Source organism: Bradyrhizobium sp. USDA 3397 (assembly GCF_054060965.1).
Map to the genome: position 1 here is coordinate 3,024,685 of NZ_JBSSDS010000001.1, position 18,558 is coordinate 3,043,242.

14 protein-coding genes are annotated in these 18,558 nt (G+C 65.0%); 1 reads left to right on the forward strand and 13 read right to left on the reverse strand.

All coding sequences use genetic code 11. The annotated features are described in order from the left end of the window. Positions 1-195: 195 nt before the first annotated feature. The 12 genes from ACVWYQ_RS14330 to ACVWYQ_RS14385 all read right to left on the reverse strand — a co-directional run bounded on the left by ACVWYQ_RS14330 (position 196) and on the right by ACVWYQ_RS14385 (position 16,189). Positions 196-603, reverse strand: coding sequence for an acyl-CoA thioesterase (locus ACVWYQ_RS14330; protein ID WP_157286421.1), 408 nt, complete (start codon positions 601-603; stop codon positions 196-198). 7 nt (positions 604-610) lie between these two features. Next, the gene (locus ACVWYQ_RS14335; RefSeq protein WP_404546331.1) at positions 611-2,707 is read right to left on the reverse strand and encodes a 3-hydroxyacyl-CoA dehydrogenase NAD-binding domain-containing protein; all 2,097 of its coding nucleotides are present in this window, start codon (positions 2,705-2,707) and stop codon (positions 611-613) included. 2 nt (positions 2,708-2,709) lie between these two features. Next, complete coding sequence (locus ACVWYQ_RS14340; RefSeq protein ID WP_404543443.1) at positions 2,710-3,993, reverse strand: acetyl-CoA C-acetyltransferase; 1,284 nt, start codon at positions 3,991-3,993, stop codon at positions 2,710-2,712. Next, positions 3,993-6,260, reverse strand: coding sequence for an acyl-CoA dehydrogenase (locus ACVWYQ_RS14345; protein ID WP_404543445.1), 2,268 nt, complete (start codon positions 6,258-6,260; stop codon positions 3,993-3,995). The genes ACVWYQ_RS14340 and ACVWYQ_RS14345 overlap by 1 nt, the downstream gene beginning before the upstream one ends. A gap of 285 nt (positions 6,261-6,545) precedes the next feature. Next, positions 6,546-7,169: a flavin reductase family protein gene (locus ACVWYQ_RS14350; protein ID WP_456725717.1), complete on the reverse strand. Its 624-nt coding sequence runs from the start codon at positions 7,167-7,169 to the stop codon at positions 6,546-6,548. Positions 7,170-7,347: 178 nt separating this feature from the next. Beyond that, positions 7,348-7,947, reverse strand: coding sequence for a TetR/AcrR family transcriptional regulator (locus tag ACVWYQ_RS14355; RefSeq protein WP_157286426.1), 600 nt, complete (start codon positions 7,945-7,947; stop codon positions 7,348-7,350). 33 nt (positions 7,948-7,980) lie between these two features. After that, complete coding sequence (locus ACVWYQ_RS14360; protein WP_404543447.1) at positions 7,981-11,118, reverse strand: efflux RND transporter permease subunit; 3,138 nt, start codon at positions 11,116-11,118, stop codon at positions 7,981-7,983. Positions 11,119-11,345: 227 nt separating this feature from the next. Further along, entirely contained in the window at positions 11,346-12,452 is a 1,107-nt protein-coding gene (locus tag ACVWYQ_RS14365) for an efflux RND transporter periplasmic adaptor subunit (RefSeq protein WP_157286428.1), read from the reverse strand. Between the two features lie 236 nt (positions 12,453-12,688). Continuing rightward, positions 12,689-14,020 (reverse strand): MFS transporter, encoded by a 1,332-nt coding sequence (locus tag ACVWYQ_RS14370; protein ID WP_456725718.1) that lies wholly within the window; start codon positions 14,018-14,020, stop codon positions 12,689-12,691. 292 nt (positions 14,021-14,312) lie between these two features. Beyond that, positions 14,313-15,473: a winged helix-turn-helix domain-containing protein gene (locus ACVWYQ_RS14375; protein ID WP_271538414.1), complete on the reverse strand. Its 1,161-nt coding sequence runs from the start codon at positions 15,471-15,473 to the stop codon at positions 14,313-14,315. Positions 15,474-15,587: 114 nt separating this feature from the next. After that, on the reverse strand, positions 15,588-15,833 hold the full coding sequence (locus ACVWYQ_RS14380) for a hypothetical protein (RefSeq protein ID WP_271538416.1): 246 nt from the start codon (positions 15,831-15,833) through the stop codon (positions 15,588-15,590). A gap of 119 nt (positions 15,834-15,952) precedes the next feature. Next, positions 15,953-16,189, reverse strand: coding sequence for a hypothetical protein (locus tag ACVWYQ_RS14385; RefSeq protein ID WP_404653429.1), 237 nt, complete (start codon positions 16,187-16,189; stop codon positions 15,953-15,955). Between the two features lie 373 nt (positions 16,190-16,562). On the opposite strand from ACVWYQ_RS14385, the gene ACVWYQ_RS14390 reads away from it, so the two are divergent. Next, positions 16,563-17,204 (forward strand): OmpA family protein, encoded by a 642-nt coding sequence (locus ACVWYQ_RS14390; RefSeq protein WP_128262984.1) that lies wholly within the window; start codon positions 16,563-16,565, stop codon positions 17,202-17,204. A 55-nt stretch (positions 17,205-17,259) separates the two neighbouring features. Here ACVWYQ_RS14390 and ACVWYQ_RS14395 read toward each other — a convergent pair whose 3' ends face one another. Next, a complete protein-coding gene (locus ACVWYQ_RS14395) occupies positions 17,260-18,540 on the reverse strand; it encodes a phospholipid carrier-dependent glycosyltransferase (protein ID WP_456725719.1) in 1,281 nt (426 codons plus the stop codon). Between the last annotated feature and the right edge of the window lie 18 nt (positions 18,541-18,558).

Here is an 18,558-nt window from a genome sequence, read left to right on the forward strand (position 1 = left end):
ATAACGGTGCTCGTGCCCAAAGGTTCCCTAGGGCATTGAGGCCGTTTCCACCCCGAATCGACACGCAATTGAGTACGCCGGGACCTCATCCGTTTTATGACTGGTTCTTGGCGAAGCCGCGACGAGGTGACTAGCTCGTGCCGTGTTTTGCGGCGCTGCAAGACCTCGCAGGTGGGGCAGAGCGTCGCGCGCGGATTACGTCGCGATCGGCGGATCGTTTCGCTGGATAGCCTGTGGACGGCCGTGGTCGTCGATCGAGACGTAGGTGAAATGACCGTCGGTGACGAGGAACGGATGCAACTCCTTGCGCCGCAATGCCCAGGCCTCGAGATGCACGGTTAGCGAGGTGCGCCCGACGCGCACGAGATTGGCATAGACCGAGACGAGATCGCCGACATAGACCGCTTTGCGAAAATTCATCGCCTCAATCGCGACCGTCACGGTGCGCGACCGCGCGACCTTCGAGGCGAACACGCCGCCGCCGACGTCCATCTGGCTGAGCAGCCAGCCGCCGAAGATGTCACCATTGGCGTTGGTGTCGGCCGGCATCGCCAGCGTGCGGATGCAGAGATCCCCGCTCGGTCCGGTCTCTTGTTCGCTCATATGACTCTCACTTGAAATTGTCCCAGCCCGGATCGGGCGCGAAACGCGCGCCGAATCGTTCCGCCAGCGCGCGCAGGGTGGATACGATGTTTTCCACGCCGCGCGTGCGCGCATAGTTCAGCGGACCGCCCCGGAACGGGGCATACCCCGTGCCGAAGATCATGGCGCCATCGACCGCTTCGGCGTCGTCGACGATACCCTCGCGAAGCGCCGCAACGCAGACATTGGACATCGGCAGCACCAGGCGGTCGATCATCTGGTCGGTGACGCGCGGTCCGGTCTCCGGCAACGGTGCTTTCTCCGCCTTGCCGTCCTTCCAGGTGTAAAAGCCCTTGCCGGTCTTGCGGCCGAGTTCGCCCTTGGCGACCTTCTCCCGCAGCCAGGCCGGCGTCGGCGGCAGGAGATCGCCGAACTTGGTGCGCAGCATGTCGCCGACGTCGAGGCAGATGTCGAGCCCGACCTGATCGGCCAGCTCGATCGGACCCATCGGCATGCCGAACTGCACGGCCGCTTCATCGATCAGGCGCTGGTCGATCTTCTCGTCCAGCATCATCATCGCTTCCAGCATGTAGGGCGTCAGCGCGCGGTTGACGAGGAAGCCCGGCGAGCTCTTTACAGGCAAAGGCAGACGGTCGATCGCTCCGACGAAGGCGAGCGCCTCTTTCAGCACGTGTGCATCGTTGCCGTCATGGCTGACGACCTCGACCAATTGCAGCCGCGACACCGGGTTGAAGAAATGCAGGCCGACCAGCCGCTCCGGCCGCGCCAGCGTGGTGCGCAGGTCCTGCAGCGGAATGCTGGACGTGTTCGTCGCAAGGATGGCTCCGGGCTTCATCCGCGGCTCGAGCACGGCATAGACCTTCTGTTTCAGCTCCAGCTTTTCCGGCACCGCCTCGATGATGAGGTCGGCGTTGCGAACGCCCTCGCCGTCCATGTCCGGGATCAGCCGATCGAGCGCATCGCGCACTTCGGTGGGCTTGCGGATGATCTTACGATAGAGGTCGGCCGCGCGCTTGACCGCGCCTGCGATCGGCTCCGGCTTCATGTCGGCGAGCGAGACGCGAAGGCCCTGCCCCGCACACCAGGCCGCGATGTCGCCGCCCATCGCGCCGGCGCCGATGACGTGGACATGCTTCACCGTGCTGCCGGCGCCTGCCGCCTTCTTCATCTGCTCGCGCAGGAAGAAGACCCGGATCAGATTCTGCGCGGTCGGCGTCACCATCAGCTTGGCGAACGCGGCCTGCTCGGCCTTCAGCATCGCGGACTTGCTGCCGCCATGGGACTCCCAGAGATCGATCAGCGCGTAAGGCGCTGGATAATGCTCGCGCGATGCGGCCTTCGCGGCCTCCGCGCGCATGCGCTTGGCCAGCAGGCTGCGCACCGGCCCGAGACTGGCGGCGCGCGTCAGCAGACCGGGCTTGGCCCGCTTCAGGCGGCCGAACAGCGCATCCTTCACCGCGCCCTGGACATGCCGCTCCTGCGTCACGGTGTCGACGAGGCCGATCGCCTTGGCGCGGCGGGCGTCAATGGTGCGGCCGGTCAGCATCAGGGCCATCGACTGGGTCGGGTTGACCAGCGCCGTGAACCGCGCCGTGCCACCAAGGCCGGGATGCAGGCCGAGCATCACCTCCGGGAAGCCGAAGCGTGCGCCCTCGATGGCGATGCGCGCCTGGCAGGCCAGCGCCACCTCGAGCCCGCCGCCGAGGCAGAAGCCGTGAATGACAGCGACCGTCGGCAGCTTCAATGCTTCCAGATGGTCGACCACGGCGTGCGCGGCGCGGATGCGCGTCTCCACCATGCCTGCATCGCTGGCACCGCGGAATTCATTGACGTCGGCGCCGGCAATGAAGCCCGACGGCTTTGCCGAGCGGATGACGAGACCGGCGGGACGCTCGGTCTCGATCGCTGCGAGCACCGCATCGAACTCCTCCATCACGTCGGAGGACAGGGTGTTGGCGCTGGCATCAGCGCGGTCGAACAGCAGCCAGGCGATGCCGTCTTCATCTCGCGTCAGCTTGAAATGCTTGTAGGGCCCCTCCGGCGCGGGGCGCGGCCCGAGCTCCAGCACGCGGTCGGCGAGCACGGTCATGATCTTGGAATCCATGGTCATACCGCCTCGATCAGCATGGCGCCGCCGAGCCCGCCGCCGATGCATTCGGTGGCAATTCCGCGCCGCGTGCCGAGCCGCTTCATCGCGTTGACGAGATGCAGCACGATGCGGTTGCCGGAGGTGCCGACGGGATGGCCGAGCGAGATCGCGCCGCCGTCGACGTTCAGCTTCTCGCGCTCGATCTCGCCGGCGGCGCCGTCGAGCCGCAAGATTTCGCGACAGAACTTGTCGTCGTTCCAGGCGGCGAGACAGCCGAGCACTTGCGTTGCGAAGGCCTCGTTCAGCTCCCAGGTCTCGACGTCCTTGAGGGTGAGATCGTTGCGCTTCAGCAGCGGCGTCACCGACATCACCGGACCGAGCCCCATGATGCTGGGGTCGAGCGCGGCCCAATGGCTGTCGACGATCGCAGCTTTCGGCGTCAGCTTGTGCTTTGCAACGGCAGCGTCAGAGGCGAGGATCACCCAGGAGGCACCGTCTGTGATCTGCGAGGAATTGCCGGCGGTGACCTGGCCCCACGGCCGCTCGAACACCGGCCGGAGCTTTGCGAGCGTCTCGGCGGTGGAGTCCGGACGCACGCCATCGTCGTGGTCGAAGAACTTGCCGTCGCGGGAAAACGCCGTTTCGACCTCGCCCTTCAGATAACCCGCGCTTTGCGCATGCGCGAGCCGGCGATGGCTCTCGGCCGCATAGGCATCCGACTGCGCGCGCGTGATGCCGAAGAGATGGCCGACGACCTCCGCCGTCTGGCCCATGTTCAGCTCGGTGACGGGATCGGTCAGGCCGCGCTCGAGGCCGATGATCGGCTTGAGATCGCGCGGCCTCAGCTTGAACGCCGAGGCGAGCTTCGCGGCCACGCCCTTGGCGGTGGCAAGGCCGGCGAACCAGCGCACGCCGGAATTCGGCCAGACCAGCGGCGCGTGGCTCAAGGCCTCGGTGCCGCCGGCGAGGATCATGTCGGCATGGCCTTCGCGGATATAGCGGTAGGCGGTGTCGATCGACTGCATGCCCGAGCCGCAATTGATCTGCACGGTGAAGGCGACCATGTCCTCGCCCATGCCGAGCCGGAGCGCGGCGACGCGGGCCGGGTTCATCTCGTCCGCGATCACGTTAACGCAGCCGAGGATGACCTGGTCGAAGCTGTCGGGCGAGAACGGCTGGCGCGCCAAGAGCGGCCGGCCGCATTGCACGGCGAGATCGACCGGCGTGAACGGCCCCGGCCCCGAACGCGCCTTCAGGAACGGCGTCCGGCTGCCGTCGACGATGAATACCGGTCGTGCCATCAGCTCGCCGCCCTCTGCTCACCGAGTTCCTGGAAGAACTGATGCACATTGACGGTTTTCTTGTAAATCGGCGACAGCGCCTCTGGCGCAAAATCGTCGACCTCTATCACTTTTGTGACGGCTTCGCGGGCAGCGGCGAGTTGCTCGCCCTCGGCTTGCGTGATCACGCCCTTGGTCACCGCCTCCTTCCAGTCGCGGATCTGCGCAGCGCGCATGCGCCTGGCGATCGCATCCGTCGCCGCGACCAGCTTGAACGCGCGCTCCAGCCGCGCAAAGCCGCCGTCGTCGTCGACATGGGCCAGATCCGGCGTGAGGCGCTCGCGTGCCGCCGATGGCTCCAGCACGATGGCAGCGCATTGGTGCACGATTCGGTCGGACGGGCCGAGCACGCGGGCGCCGAACGGCTGGACCACGAGCCTAAGGAAGCTGGCAACGAAGCGGTTCGGCAGGTTGGCGAGGATTTCGGCGAGCCGGTTCTCGATGGTTTTGAACCCGGTCGCCATGCACCATTCCAGCGCGGCAAAGTCCTCCTTCTGCCGCCCCTCGTCCTGCCAGCGCTTCAGCGCGGCCGAGAGCAGATAGAGCTCGGACAGGATGTCGCCGAAGCGGGCCGACAGCATTTCCTTGCGCTTGAGCGCGCCGCCGAGCGTCAGCAGCGCCATGTCGGCACAGAGCGCGAAGGCCGCCGAGTAGCGCGAGAGCTGGCGATAGAAGGGCGTGGCATCGCCCGCATCGGGCACTGGGGCGAATGCGCCAAAGGTCCAGCTGCGACCCATGGCGCGGAAGAGTGTCCTGAAGCTGTGGCCGACATGCTTCCAGAACGCCTTGTCGAACGCGCCGAGGCCGCGCTCGCGATCGCTATCTGCGAGCGCGTTCATCTCGTCGAGCAGGTAAGGATGGGCGCGGATCGCGCCTTGCCCGAACACGATGAGATTGCGGGTCAGGATATTGGCGCCTTCCACCGTGATGCCGACCGGCACGGCGCGGTGGAGATTGCCGAGATAGTTTTGCGGACCGTCGATCACGGCCTTGCCGCCATGGATGTCCATGGCGTCGTCGACCGCGGTGCGCATCCGCTCGGTCGCGTGCAGCTTCATGATGCCGGAGATGACGGCGGGATGGATGCCGGCGTTCAGTGCCGCGCAGGTGAGCCGGCGCGCGGCGTCGAGCTGGTAGGCGGTCGCGACGATGCGGGCGAGCGGCTCCTCGACGCCTTCGAACTTGGAGATCGAGATGCCGAACTGCTCGCGGATGCGCGCATAGGCGCCGGTGGTGCGCGCCGCATAGGCGGCCCCGGCGGCCGACAGTGACGGCAGCGAGATGCCGCGGCCGGCTGCGAGCGCGGTCATCAGCATCTTCCAGCCCTGCCCGAGGCGCTCCTTGCCGCCGATGACGTAGTCGAGGGGGATGAAGACGTCGCGGCCCCAATTCGGGCCGTTCTGAAAGACCTGCATCGAGGGCAGATGACGCTGCCCGATCTCGACGCCGGGCAGGTTCGTCGGGATCAGCGCCACGGTGATGCCGAGCTCTTCCCGGCTCCCCACGAGATGATCGGGATCATAGGCCTTGAAGGCAAGACCGAGCAGCGTCGCGACGGGACCGAGCGTGATGTAGCGCTTGTGCCAGTTGAGGCGAAGGCCGACGACCTCGCGACCCTCGAATTCGCCCTTGCAGATGATGCCGGTGTCGACCATCGAGGCAGCGTCGGAGCCGGCTTCCGGGCTGGTGAGGCCGAAGCAGGGAATCTCGCGGCCGTCGGCAAGGCGCGGCAGCCAGCGCTGCTGCTGCTCTGTGGTGCCGAAGCGCATCAGGAGCTCGCCCGGGCCGAGCGAGTTCGGCACCATCACGGTGACCGCGGCCGCGATCGAGCGGGTCGAGATCTTGCGAACCACCTCCGAATGCGCGTAGGGCGAGAAGCCGAGGCCGCCAAACTCCTTCGGAATGATCATGCCGAAGAACTTTTCGCGCTTGACGAAGTGCCAGACGTCCTGCGGCAGGTCGCGCGTTTCCCAGAAAATCTTCCACTCGTCGAGCATGGCGCAGAGCTCGTCGACGGGGCCATTGAGAAAGGCCCGCTCCTCGTCCGTCAGCGTCGCCTGCGGGACCTTCAGCAGCTTCGACCAGTCGGGGTTGCCGGTGAAGAGATCGGCATCCCACCAGACGTCCCCCGCCTCCAGCGCCTCGCGCTCGGTGTCGGACATCGCCGGCAGCACGCCGCGCGCCAATGAGAAGATCGGCTTTGTGATGGTGTCGCGGCGGAAGCTCATGGCGGACCTCATGCATCGGCGCGGTTGTCAGGCATTTTAGCGGAAATCGGCTGGCGGAGGCGAGCATCTCGCCTGCAACATTGACGCGGCCGGGCGGCCGCCCGAGCGATAACGGCGGGGGCGTGGGTCCAGTTCCGGGAGGGGAAATGGGTTAACTATTTGTCGACGTCATTCCGGGGCGACGCGCAAGCGTCGAGCCCGGAATCCATAACCACCATCGGGAGTATGGATTCCGGGCTCGCGCCTAACGGCGCGCCCCGGAATGACCGTGTTGAGGGAGAGGGCCTAATCCGGCCGCACCATCTCGAACATGTTTTCCGGCTTGATCTCGAAATAATCGCCGCGCCGGCCGGCGCGGACGATGGGGCGGGCGGCGGCGGTCTGGTAGACGCCGTCCTTGATCAAGGCCTTGTCGATGTGGACGGCGACGACTTCGCCGAGCGTCAGCCAGGCGTCGGCCTCCTTGCCATTGGCGCCCTTGAGGCGGACGATGTCGGACACCTTGCACTCGAACGCGACGGGGCTCTGGCCGACGCGCGGGACATTGACGAGCTTGCCGGGCACGGCGGTGAGGCCCGCGACCTCGAACTCGTCGACCTCGGGGGCGACATGCGCCGCGGTCGCGTTCATGTGCTTGGCGAGATCCATCGTCGTCAGATTCCAGACGAACTCGCCGGTCTGCTGCATGTTCTCGACCGTGTCCTTCCAGTTGGTCGAGGAGAAGCCGATGATCGGCGGCACGTAGCAGAACGCGTTGAAGAAGCTGTAGGGCGCAAGGTTGACGTGGCCCCTGGCGTCGCGCGAGGAGATCCAGCCGATCGGCCGCGGCGCGATGATGGCGTTGAAGGGGTCGTGCTTGAGGCCATGGCCCTTGGAGGGCTCGTAGAAGTACAGGTCTTTGTCGGTCACGCGCTGCTTCCTTTTCGTCATTGCGAGCGCAGCGAAGCAATCCAGAATCCCTCCGCGAAGACAGTCTGGATTGCTTCGCTGCGCTCGCAATGACGGAGTTTGTGGGTCCGTCCCGGTCCGCCTCCGGCGGTCATGCCCGGGCGATCAGTCTGCTTATAGGAGGAAACCCGCTGCCGCGTCAGTGGCGCGGCGACAGACCCGCGATGACGAAATCGATCATCTGGTCAATGGTCGGGCCCGGCTTGGTGGCGCACTGGGCGATCATCTGAGGGTGGAAGAAGCGCATCATTGCCGTGCATGAGCAGAGCGCGGCCAATTGCAGGTCGGGCGCCTCGAACTCGCCGGAGGCGACGCCTTGCGCGATCATCTGGCCGATCATTCCGGCAATGCACTCCATATGGGTGACGCAGACCTCCCAGTCCTCCTGCATCGCGATCTCGACCATCTCATGCAGCTTGTTGTCGCCGACATAGCGCTCGGTATTCATGCGATTGATGGTGATGAGCAGCTCGCGGAAGCGCGGCAGCACCGGACCGGGCCTTGCCACGATCCGCTGCGCCTCCAGCTCGACCTCGCCCATCAGCGAGCGGGCCACCGCCTGATGGATCGCCTTCTTCGATTCGAAGAAGCGATACACGTTGGCGGGGCTCATCCTGAGCTCCTTGGCGATGTCGCCGACGGTCGTCTTCTGGTAGCCGATCTGGCGGAACAGCCGCTCGGCCACCTCGAGGATGCGATCCCGGGTGTCGACTTCGATATGTTCCGAAACAAGGGCCATCAGTCAGGACTCGCTGGTCAGCAGTCTTCTCATCTATTCAGCCGCTTCGGCAAGCGGAATTGCGTGCGGGTCATCGCTCCCATGCTGCGGCGCGGCCGGCTGCTCGGGCGTTCCGGCCTCGTCCAGGCTCTTGCGGAACCACAGGGCGTAGAGGCCCGGCAGGTACAGCAGCGTCAGGAAGGTCGCGACGAACAGGCCGCCCATGATGGTGATCGCCATCGGGCCCCAGAAAGCCGAGCGCGTCAGCGGGATCATGGCGAGAATGGCGGCGAGCGCCGTCAGCACCACCGGCCGGGCACGGCGGACGGTCGCCTCGACGATCGCCTCGCGCCGGGTCAGGCCGTGGCTGACGTCGGTCTCGATTTGGTCGACCAGGATGACCGTGTTGCGCATGATCATGCCGGCGAGCGCGATCAGGCCGAGCAGCGCCACGAAGCCGAACGGGGCATTGGCGACGTTAAGGCCGAGCGAGGCACCGACGATGCCGAGCGGCGCGGTCAGGAACACCAGGATCAGCCGTGAGAAGCTCTGCAGCTGGATCATCAGCAGCGTCAGCATCACCATGACCATCACCGGGAAGAGGATGAAGATCGAGGCGTTGCCCTTGGCGGATTCCTCGAACGCGCCGCCCGGCTCGATCCGGTAGGCCGGCTCGAGGTGATCCATGATCGGCTTCAGCTTCGGCGTGATCTGGTTAGTGACATCAGGGGCCTGCACGCCGTCGACCACGTCGGAACGCACAGTGATGGCCATGTCGCGGTTGCGCCGCCACATGATCGGCTCCTCGTGCGCGTATTCGATCTTGGCGATCTGCTGCAGCGGCACGGCGACGCCATTGCGCGAGGTGATGGTGAGATCGCCGACGCCGCCGAGGTCGAGGCGCTCGGACGGGATCGCGCGGGCGACTACGCCGACCTTCTCGATACCGTCGCGCACGGTGGTGACCTGCGAGCCCGAGATCAGCATCGCCAGCGCCTGCGAGACGTCCTGCGGGGTCAGGCCCATGGCGCGGGCACGATCCTGGTCGACGACGAGCTTGAGGTAGGGCGACTGCTCGTTCCAGTCGAGCTGGACGTCCTTGACGCTCTTGTTCTCCCGCATGACTTCGCGGACCTGGTAGGCGATCTCGCGGACCTTGTTGGCGTCGGGGCCGATCACGCGGAACTGGACGGGAAAGCCCACCGGCGGACCGAAATTGAAGCGGTCGACGCGCACGCGTGCCTCGGTCAGGAAGCCCTCGGCAGCCGCGGTCTCGATCTTGGCCTTGATGCGCTCGCGCGCCTCGACGCCCTTGGCGACGATGACGATCTCGGCAAAGGCCTCGTTCGGAAGCTGCGGGTTGAGGCCGAGCCAGAAGCGCGGCGAGCCCTGGCCGACATAGGCGGTATAGGTCTCGATGTCCTTGTCGTCCTTGAGCAGCGTCTCGGCCTTCTTCACCGCCTTCTCGGTGACGTTGAAGGCGGTGCCTTCCGGCAGGCGAAGCTGGAAGAACAGCTCGGGCCGCTCCGACAGCGGGAAGAACTGCTGCTGGACCTGGCCGAAACCGACGATCGAGGCGACGAAGACGCCGACGGTCGCGACCACCACGGTGATGCGGTGGTTGACGCACCATTTCACGATGGCGCGCAGGCCCCGATACATGCGGGTCTCATAGACCGCGTGCGGATCGTGATTGTGGTGCGCCTTCATCTCGGGCAGCAGCTTGACGCCGATATAGGGCGTGAAGATCACCGCCACGAACCAGGAGGCGACCAGCGCGATCGCCACGATCCAGAAGATGCTGCCGGCATATTCGCCGACCGCGGAATTGGCAAAGCCGATGGGGAGGAAGCCAGCGGCCGTGACCAGCGTTCCCGTGAGCATCGGAAACGCAGTAGATTCCCAGGCAAAGGACGCCGCACGCATGCGGTCCCAGCCCTGCTCCATCTTCACCACCATCATCTCGACCGCGATGATGGCGTCGTCGACGAGCAGGCCGAGCGCGATGATCAGCGCGCCGAGCGTGATGCGGTGCAGGTCGAGCGACATCGTGTTCATGACGATGAAGACGATGCCGAGCACGAGGGGCACCGACAATGCGACCACGATGCCGGTGCGCCAGCCGAGCGCCAGGAACGAGACGAACAGCACGATGACGAGCGCTTCCATGAAGGAGTGCACGAACTCGCCGACCGCGTGCTCGACCACCTTGGGCTGATCGGCAATCAGCTTGACGTCGACGCCCTGCGGCACCGCCTTCATGAAGTCGGCCGTCGCCTTCTCGACCTCCTTGCCGAGCTCGAGGATGTTGGCGCCCTTGGCGGTGACGACGCCGATGCCGATGGCAGGCTTGCCTTCCTGGCGCACAACGAAGCTCGGCGGATCGACATAGCCGTGGGTGACGGTGGCGATATCGCCGAGACGGAACACGCGGCCGTTGCTCTCGACCGGCGTTTCGGCGACGGCCTTGGCACCGTCGAGCGCGCCGGTGACGCGCAGCGGGACGCGCTGCGAGGAGGTCTCGACCGTGCCGGCCGGCGTCACGTTGTTCTGCTTGGCGAGCGAATCGAACAGCGCCTGCGGCGTGATGCCCAGCGTGGCGAGCTTGGCGTGGCTGAACTCGACGAAAATGCGCTCATCCTGGTTGCCGTAGACGTCGACCTTGGTCACGCCGGGCACCTTGAGCAGGCGCTGGCGAAAACCTTCGGAGACCTTCTTGAGCTGGGCATAATCGGCGCCGTCGCCGGTCATCATGTAGAGGATGGAATCGACGTCGGAGAACTCGTCGTTGACGACGGGCCCGAGAATGCCGGACGGCAGCTGGCCCTGCACGTCGACCAGCTTCTTGCGCAGGAGATAGAAGAGGTAGGGCACGTCCTTCGGCGGCGTGTTGTCGCGGAAGGTGACCTGGAGCGCGGTGAAGGCGGGCTTGGAATAGGTCTGCACCTTCTCGAAATAGGGCAGCTCCTGGATCTTCTTCTCGATGGGATCGGCAACCTGGGTCTGCATTTCCTGCGCGGTCGCGCCGGGCCAGATTACGGAGACGTTGACCACCTTCACCGTGAAGAACGGATCCTCGGCACGGCCGAGCTTCTCGTAGGAGAAGAAGCCGGCGACGCCGAGGATGATCATCAGGAAGAGCACCAGCGTCGGATGGCTGACGGCCCAGGCCGAAAGGTTGAAGCGCTTCATCGCACTCTCCGAAAGACGATCCAGTTGCAAACAACGACAGCCGCTCTGTTCAAACCGTCGTCGCGAGGCAGCGAAGCAATCCAGGGGGCTGGGCAGGTTCTGGATCGCTTCGCCGCTTCAGCCTTTGCTTAGGGACAAAGGCCGAAACTCACCTCACACGACGTAACTCACTTCTTTTGTCTCGCCGATCCGGGGCGACCGCAGGGCGAACCCGGAAAATGACAGGACTAGAAACTCAGTGACGACACGATCCGCACCCGCTGGCCGGGATCGAGCTTCTGCACGCCGAGCGCGACGATCTTGGCGCCCTCTTCGACGCCGCCGGTGATGACGACGTCCTTGCTCTCGTAGGATTTCACCGTGACCGGCTTGAGCGTGACGCCACCGTTGTCGTCGACGACGTAGAAGGAGGGCTTGCCGCCTTCGTTGAAGAGCGCCGACAGCGGCAACCGCGCGACGCGCTCGGTCGCGGCATCCGACAGCGTCAGCGTCGCCGTCATGCCGAGCGCGACCTTGTCGTCGGCCTCGGGCAGCGAGAACTTTGCCAGATAGGTCCGCGTGGCGGGATCGGCTGCCGGCGCGATCTCGCGCAGCTTGGCCGTGTATTTCTTGTTCGGCTCGGACCAGAGAGTGACGCTGGCGACGCCCGACTTGGCGCGTCCGACCAGCGTCTCAGGGATCGCGACGACCGCTTCCTTCTCGGCAAAGCGGGCAACACGGATCGAAGCCTGGCCCGCGGCAACCACCTGGCCGGGCTCGATCAGCGTTGCGGTGACGACGCCGCGGGCGTCGGCGTTGAGCGTCGCGTAGGAAAGGGAATTCTTGGTCAACTCGACCGAGCGCTCGGCCCGGTTCAAGCGCGCACGGGCTTCATCGGCGGCGGCGCGGCTCTGGTCGAGCTGGGCGTCCGTGGTCCAGCCCTTGGCCTTGAGGTCCTTGGCACGCTGCTCGGCGGCGGCGGCCTGGGCCAGCACGCCGGTTGCGGCGGTCTGCTCGGCAACGGCCTGCTCGGCCTGGAGCTTCAGGTCGACCTCGTCGAGGGTGGCGAGCGGCTGGCCGATTTCGACTGTCTGGCCGACTTCGACGAGGCGTTTGGCAACCTTGCCGGCGACACGGAAGCCGAGATCGCTCTCGATCCTGGGACGGATGGTGCCGACGAAGCTGCGCTCCGGGGTCTCGGCAGCGTAGTGGGCGGTTGCCACCAGAACTGGCCGCGGCGGCTCGGCCTTCTCGGCGACGGTATCGTTGCACCCTGCCAGCGAAACGGCCATCAGGGCGAGCGCGGCTCCTGCGAAAAGCTTGGAATAGCTCGACAAAATCGACCGGACGAACATCGAAGGACACTCCTGCATCTCGATTGAGAGGAATGTCGACTGTTCACTGATAAAAGTCAATAATCGTCAGTCATCAGGAATGCGTGATCGTGAAGGGGAGTGATAAGGAGGGTAGGCTGGGCCGCGAGGTGTTATTGTAGGGTGGGCAAAGCGGAGCGTGCCCACCAGACTGCTCTGCGGAGAAGATGGTGGGCACGGCGCGAAGAGCGCCTTTTGCCCACCCTACAAAAATCCCCTCACCGCCCCCGGTCGGCGAACTCGTGCTTGCTGTCGTGTCCGCCGACGAACACCAGGATGCCCGCGATCAACGGCAGCACGGCGAGCACCAAGAGGCCCGTCGAGGTCTGCCCCGTCGCCTCCTTGACCCAGCCGATCAAGTACGGCCCGCCGAAGCCGGCGAGGTTGCCGATCGAGTTGATCAGCGCGATGGCGCCGGCGGCCGCCGTGCCGGAGAGCCAGGCAGTCGGCAGCGTCCAGAACACGCCGAAGCAGCAGAACACGCCGATCGCGGCCACCGTCAGCGCCACCATCGTCAGCGTGGGATCGGTGAGATAGGAGGAGATGCCGAGCGCGACTGCGGTGAGCAGCAGCGGCGCGCCGACATGCATGACGCGCTCGCGGCTCGCATCCGAATGCCTCGCCCACAGGATCATGGCGATGGTGCCGAACAGATACGGGATCGCCGTGACGAATCCGGTCTGGGCGTTGGTGAGGCCGAACGCCTTGACGATCTGTGGCAGCCAGAACTGCATGCCGTAGAGCGCGCCGACGAAGCCGAAATAGACCAGGCTGAGCGCGATCACCTTCGGTGAAGACAGCGCCTCGCCGAGTGAGAAATGCTTCACCGCCTGCTTGGCCGCGATCTCCGCATCCAGCTTCGCCTTCAGCCAGGCCTTCTGCTCGGCCGAGAGCCAGTCCGCCTTCTCCGGCTTGTCGGTGAGATAGAACCAGGTGACGATGCCAAGCAGCACCGATGGGATGCCCTCGAGGATGAACAGCCACTGCCAGCCTTTCAGCCCCATCATGCCGTCGAGCCCGAGCAACAGGCCCGAGATCGGCGCGCCGATCACGGTCGAGACCGGCACCGCGATGGCGAAGGCAGCAAGGAAGCGGGCGCGATATTCGGCCGGATACCAATAGGTGAGATAAAGGATGATGCCGGGGAAGAAGCCGGCCTCGGCGACGCCGAGCAGGAAGCGCAGGACGTAGAAGCTGGTGACGCCGCTGACCACCGCCATCAGCGCCGAGATGATGCCCCAGGTCACCATGATGCGGGCGATCCAGCGGCTCGCGCCGAATTTCTCCAGCGCAAGATTGCTCGGCACCTCGAAGATGAAATAGCCGATAAAGAAGATGCCGGCGCCCCAGGAGTAGATCAGCGGCGTGAACTTCAGGTCCGCATTCATGGTCAGCGCGGCGAAGCCGAGATTGACGCGATCGAGATAGGAGAAGAAGTAGGCCAGCACCAGGAACGGAATCAGGCGCCAGGAGATGGCACGGATGGTCGAGGTTTCGATGTCCGACTTGGTGGCACCGGTGGAACCGGCATAGGTGGTGGTCTGGCTCATTGCTTCCCCCGGGGTTGTTGCTTTTTTCGGGTCTGCGGCCGTTTTCAGCATCGCTAGCAAAGAGTCAATGGAGCAAGCAATGCACGAGACGCAGCCGGGCACGCCTGTTGCGCCTCTACGGACCTCACTGATCCGCGCTGCTTTTGGGATTGCGTTTGGCATGTGGATCGATCGCGTTGCCATGCGCGGTCCCGCAGGGTGGGCAAAGGCGCCGTAGCGCCGTGCCCACGTCTCGTCGTCGAATAGGCGGCGCGCTTCGCTTTGCCCACCCTACAAGACTGCCGTCGGAGACTCACTCCGCCAGTTGAAACCGTTCGAAACGGTCCAGCTCCTCCTCGATCACGCGCTTCAGCTCCTTGCGGCCCGCCGTCTTCCTGCCCTGCCCGACCCAGGTCCATTTCTGCATCAACAGCTTCTTGTTCTGCCGGTCGGTCTTGAGATCGAGCGCGGCGACGATCTCGTCCCCGACCAGCACGGGCAGCGCGAAATAGCCGAGCTTGCGCTTGGCTTTCGGCACATAGGCTTCGAACAGGTGGTTGTAGCCGAAGATGAGGTTGGTGCGCTTGCGCTGGATGATCAGGGGATCGAACGGCGAGAGGATGTGGACGAGATCGGGCGACACCTCATGCGGCTCAAGCGCTGCAGGCGAGGCCCAGTGCTCCTGCTTACCGGCGCCCTCGATCGCGACGGGCACGAGCTCGCCGCGGCGGACGCGCGAGGCGATCAGGCGCGCGACCGGCTTCTTGCTGGGCGCATCGAGATGGCAGACCGAATCGAGGCTGACCACGCCCTGCGAGCGCAACGCGCGGTCGAGCAGATAGGCCGTGATCTCGCTTGCCGGCGCCGGCTTCGGCAGCCTATCCCAGCCGAAATGACGCGTCGTCAACTCGTAGGTCTTAAGCATGCCCTGGCGCGCGCTGATGGTGACCGCCCCGGTATAGAAGGCGAGCTGCAGCGCCCGCTTCGAGGGCTTGCGGCTCTGCCACAGATGCTCCTTCTCGACGAGCACGTCGTCGTCGATGTCACGGATCGTCAGCGGCCCGCCGCGCAGCAGCCGCATCACCTTGCGCGTGTCGGCCGGCTTCACCGCGGCGAACCATTTGTGTCCCTCGCGGCGGTGCTCGCGCATCGCCGGCAGGAAGAAACGGAAGTCGTTCGCCGGCACGTAGGAGAGCGCGTGCGTCCAGTACTCGAACACGGTCTTGTCGACACTCTGGGCGTGGCGCAGATCGGCGCGGCGATAGGACGGGATCCGGCTGAACAGGATGTGGTGATGGCAACGCTCGATGACGTTGATGGTGTCGATCTGCACATAGCCGAGATGGGCGACAGCGGCCGAGACGGCCTCTGCGCCTTCGCCGAACGGAGCGCGGTCGGTCAGCCGCTGGGCATGCAGCCAGATCTGCCGGGCCTGTGTCGTCGAGAGCGGAAGCGGCTTGGGCGTGCGGGGCATTGCAGCGTGCAATGTAGCGGGATTCGCCGCGAGGCAAAGAAGCAGAGACGCGAAAAAGCCGCGCTGCCATCTGCTGCCAGCGCGGCCAGAACGTGTCAATTCGGCGGGAATGTCTTACTTTTTCGCCATCGCCTTCTCGGCACTCGCGTAGTGCTTGCAGGCGCCGCGCATGTTGCCTTTGCTCATGTCGGAATTGGCCGCAGCCATCGACTTCCGCGCTGCCATCTTGCTGGGCGTGTCTTCGCCGCCCAGTCCGGCAACGAGCTTTGCCATGTTCGCACTGGTGCACGCCATCTTGGCAGCCGATGCGGGGGTCAGAGCGAGTGCTACGAATGCCGTCGCGAGCAACAGGGTCTTCATCAAGTTCTCTCCTCGAATAGGCAGCCGGCCTGATGCCGGCTAACGCGACCGCCATTCTTCCGACACGAGTTTGCAGGGAAAAGACAATTTCGTTGCTGCGCTGCAGTGGTACCCGCTTTTCAGCGTGCGGCTTTTGGGCGCTCCCCGACGCTGCCGGTGGCAACCTCCGGCTCGCACATAGCCTTGCCGCGTCCATCCGCCTGGCAGCGATAGACACTGCCGGTGAGGCGATCGACCAGCCAGATGTCCTCGTCGGTCGGCCCTTCGAGCCCGACATAGCGGGAGGTCAGCCCGGCGATCAGTGTCGAGAGCAGGATGGCCACCGCGATCATCGCCGCACCGATATAGATGGGCATTGCGTTCAGGGTCGCTGTCCGATCCGGCGGGCCGCTGCGATGGAACTGATAGTCGCGCTGATAGTCACTTGACCTCGGCACAGGATGGAACTCGCCCCCTCACGTCAAATTATCCAATGATTGAAGGATATTAGGCGGGCATCTGGACGAATTCTTGTTCGCGGGCAGGCGGCGAGGCGACGCCTTTGCGACGTTCGGGTTTCCCAGAAACCCGCTGCGGCCGGCTCGAAAGCAAACTGCGAAATGATCGAACCGGACCACAGTGCCCTCGGCTCGCCATTTCGAATGTGACCGAGATCACATCGGAGCCGTTGAACCTCCCCTACGCTCGCAGCATCAAATCGCCATCAGGCGTAACAGCGAGGATACCACCATGACGCATTTCAATAAGTCTTTTGGACTGACGGCGATCACCCTGACAGCCGTCCTGTCGATGACGGCCGGCCTTGCGCTGGCTGGCGACAACAACATCTCCGCCGGCCAGATCGTCGATGCGCTGAAGCCGAAGCCGGCGACGCGCGGCCTGTCCGTTGGCCCCCAGACCGACACGACTGTGCAGGCCAAGGAAGCGACCTTCCTGAACACCGTGCGCAACCGCTCGACCCGGTCGCTCTCGACAGGCGAGCGCGAGCAGATCGCCGAGCTCGCTGCGACCAAGCCGAAGATCGATCTGGAGATCCAGTTCGACTACAACTCGGCCGACATCGCCAAGACCTCGATGGCCTCGGTGCAGGCGCTCGGCAAGGCGCTGTCCGATCCGGCGCTGAAGGGCTCGACCTTCGTGGTCGCCGGCCACACCGACGCGACCGGCGGTGAAGGGTACAATCAAGGGCTCTCCGAACGGCGCGCCGATACCATCAAGAAGTACCTGATGCAGAATTACGGCCTCAACGGCAACGATCTCGTCACCGTCGGCTACGGCGAGACCAAGCTGAAGGATGCTGCCAACGGCGCTGACGCCATCAACCGCCGGGTCCAGGTCGTGAACATGGACACCAAGACCGCAGCGAAGTGATTCTCGGCTCCTGGAGTAAAACACGCCGCCTGCCGCAGCCCGGCGGGCGGCGAAATCATATCCAGCTTTGGAAAAGCATCAGCCGGTTGAAGCTCTCCATCGAGGTGCCGACGAAGGCCGCGGAAATCGGCAGCATCACGGCAAAGCCGGCTGCCGCGACGCCGACATAGGTCCACAACAGCCAGCGCGGCAGACCCTCGCGGCGCAGCACATAGACCAGTGCCAGGGACGCCGCGGTCGCGGCCGGCAGATAGTAATAGATGAAACCCAGCGTGCGGGGCAGCAATGCCCAGGCGAGCCAGGGACCGAAATAGAATGCGGCGATCAGGAATGCATCCCAGCGCCGCGCCACGATGAAATCGCGCAGCACTATGGCGAGTGCGGGCAGAGCCGGCCACAGCACGAGCGGATTGCCGAGGAAGACAATCGCGGCGATGTGGTCCTCCGCGGTCTTGTCGAACAGGAACCAGACCGGGCGCGCGAGCAGCGGCCAGGACGGCCATGCGCTCATATAGGTGTGGCCGGCGATGGCCGTCGTGGTGTTGTCGGCAAAGATCCGCCGCTGCGCCTCGATCAAGTCCGGCAGCGACAATCCGTAGAGCGGAACGAAGGCGGCAAGATAAGCCAATGCCGGCAGGACGGCGAAGCAGAGCGCGACCTGATGCAGCTTCGGGCCGGGCCAAAGCTCCGGCCGATACCAGTCGTCCGGCTTCGCATCGGCGAACAGCGTGTGCCAGCCCTGCATCAGGCGGATCACCGCAACAATGACGATGCAGACTCCGAGCGGGAACAGGCCGCTCCATTTACACGCAGCCGCAAGGCCGAACAGGCTGCCCGCCACCGCGAACAGCACTTGCGGCCGCTCTCGTCGAAACCCATGCATGAAGGCGGCGGTGGCGAGCAGGCCGAAGCCGAGCGCAAAGATGTCCAGCATTGCGATGCGCGCCTGCACGTACAGCATCTGGTTGAAGGCTGCGATCAGCGCGGCGGCGATCGCCGGCGACTGCGCGCCGAACAACGCGAGTCCGCACAGATAGATCGCGACGATCGCGAGCGCGCCGAACAAGGTCGCGGGATAACGCCAGCCAAGCGCGTTGTCGCCGAACGTTGCGATCGATGCCGCGATCAACTCCTTGGCCAGCGGCGGATGCATCGGATTGAGCATCGGCTCCGACATTGCAGGCATCAGCATCTGGCGCGCCGCCGGGACGTAATGCACCTCGTCGAACACGAATTTTTCCGGCGTCGTGACTCCGATCAGCAGCACCAGATGCGCGATCAGGAAAATCGCGACAGCAATCACTGCACTCCGCGACACCGCAGGAACCGCAGGCAATTCGCGAATCTTTTGTGG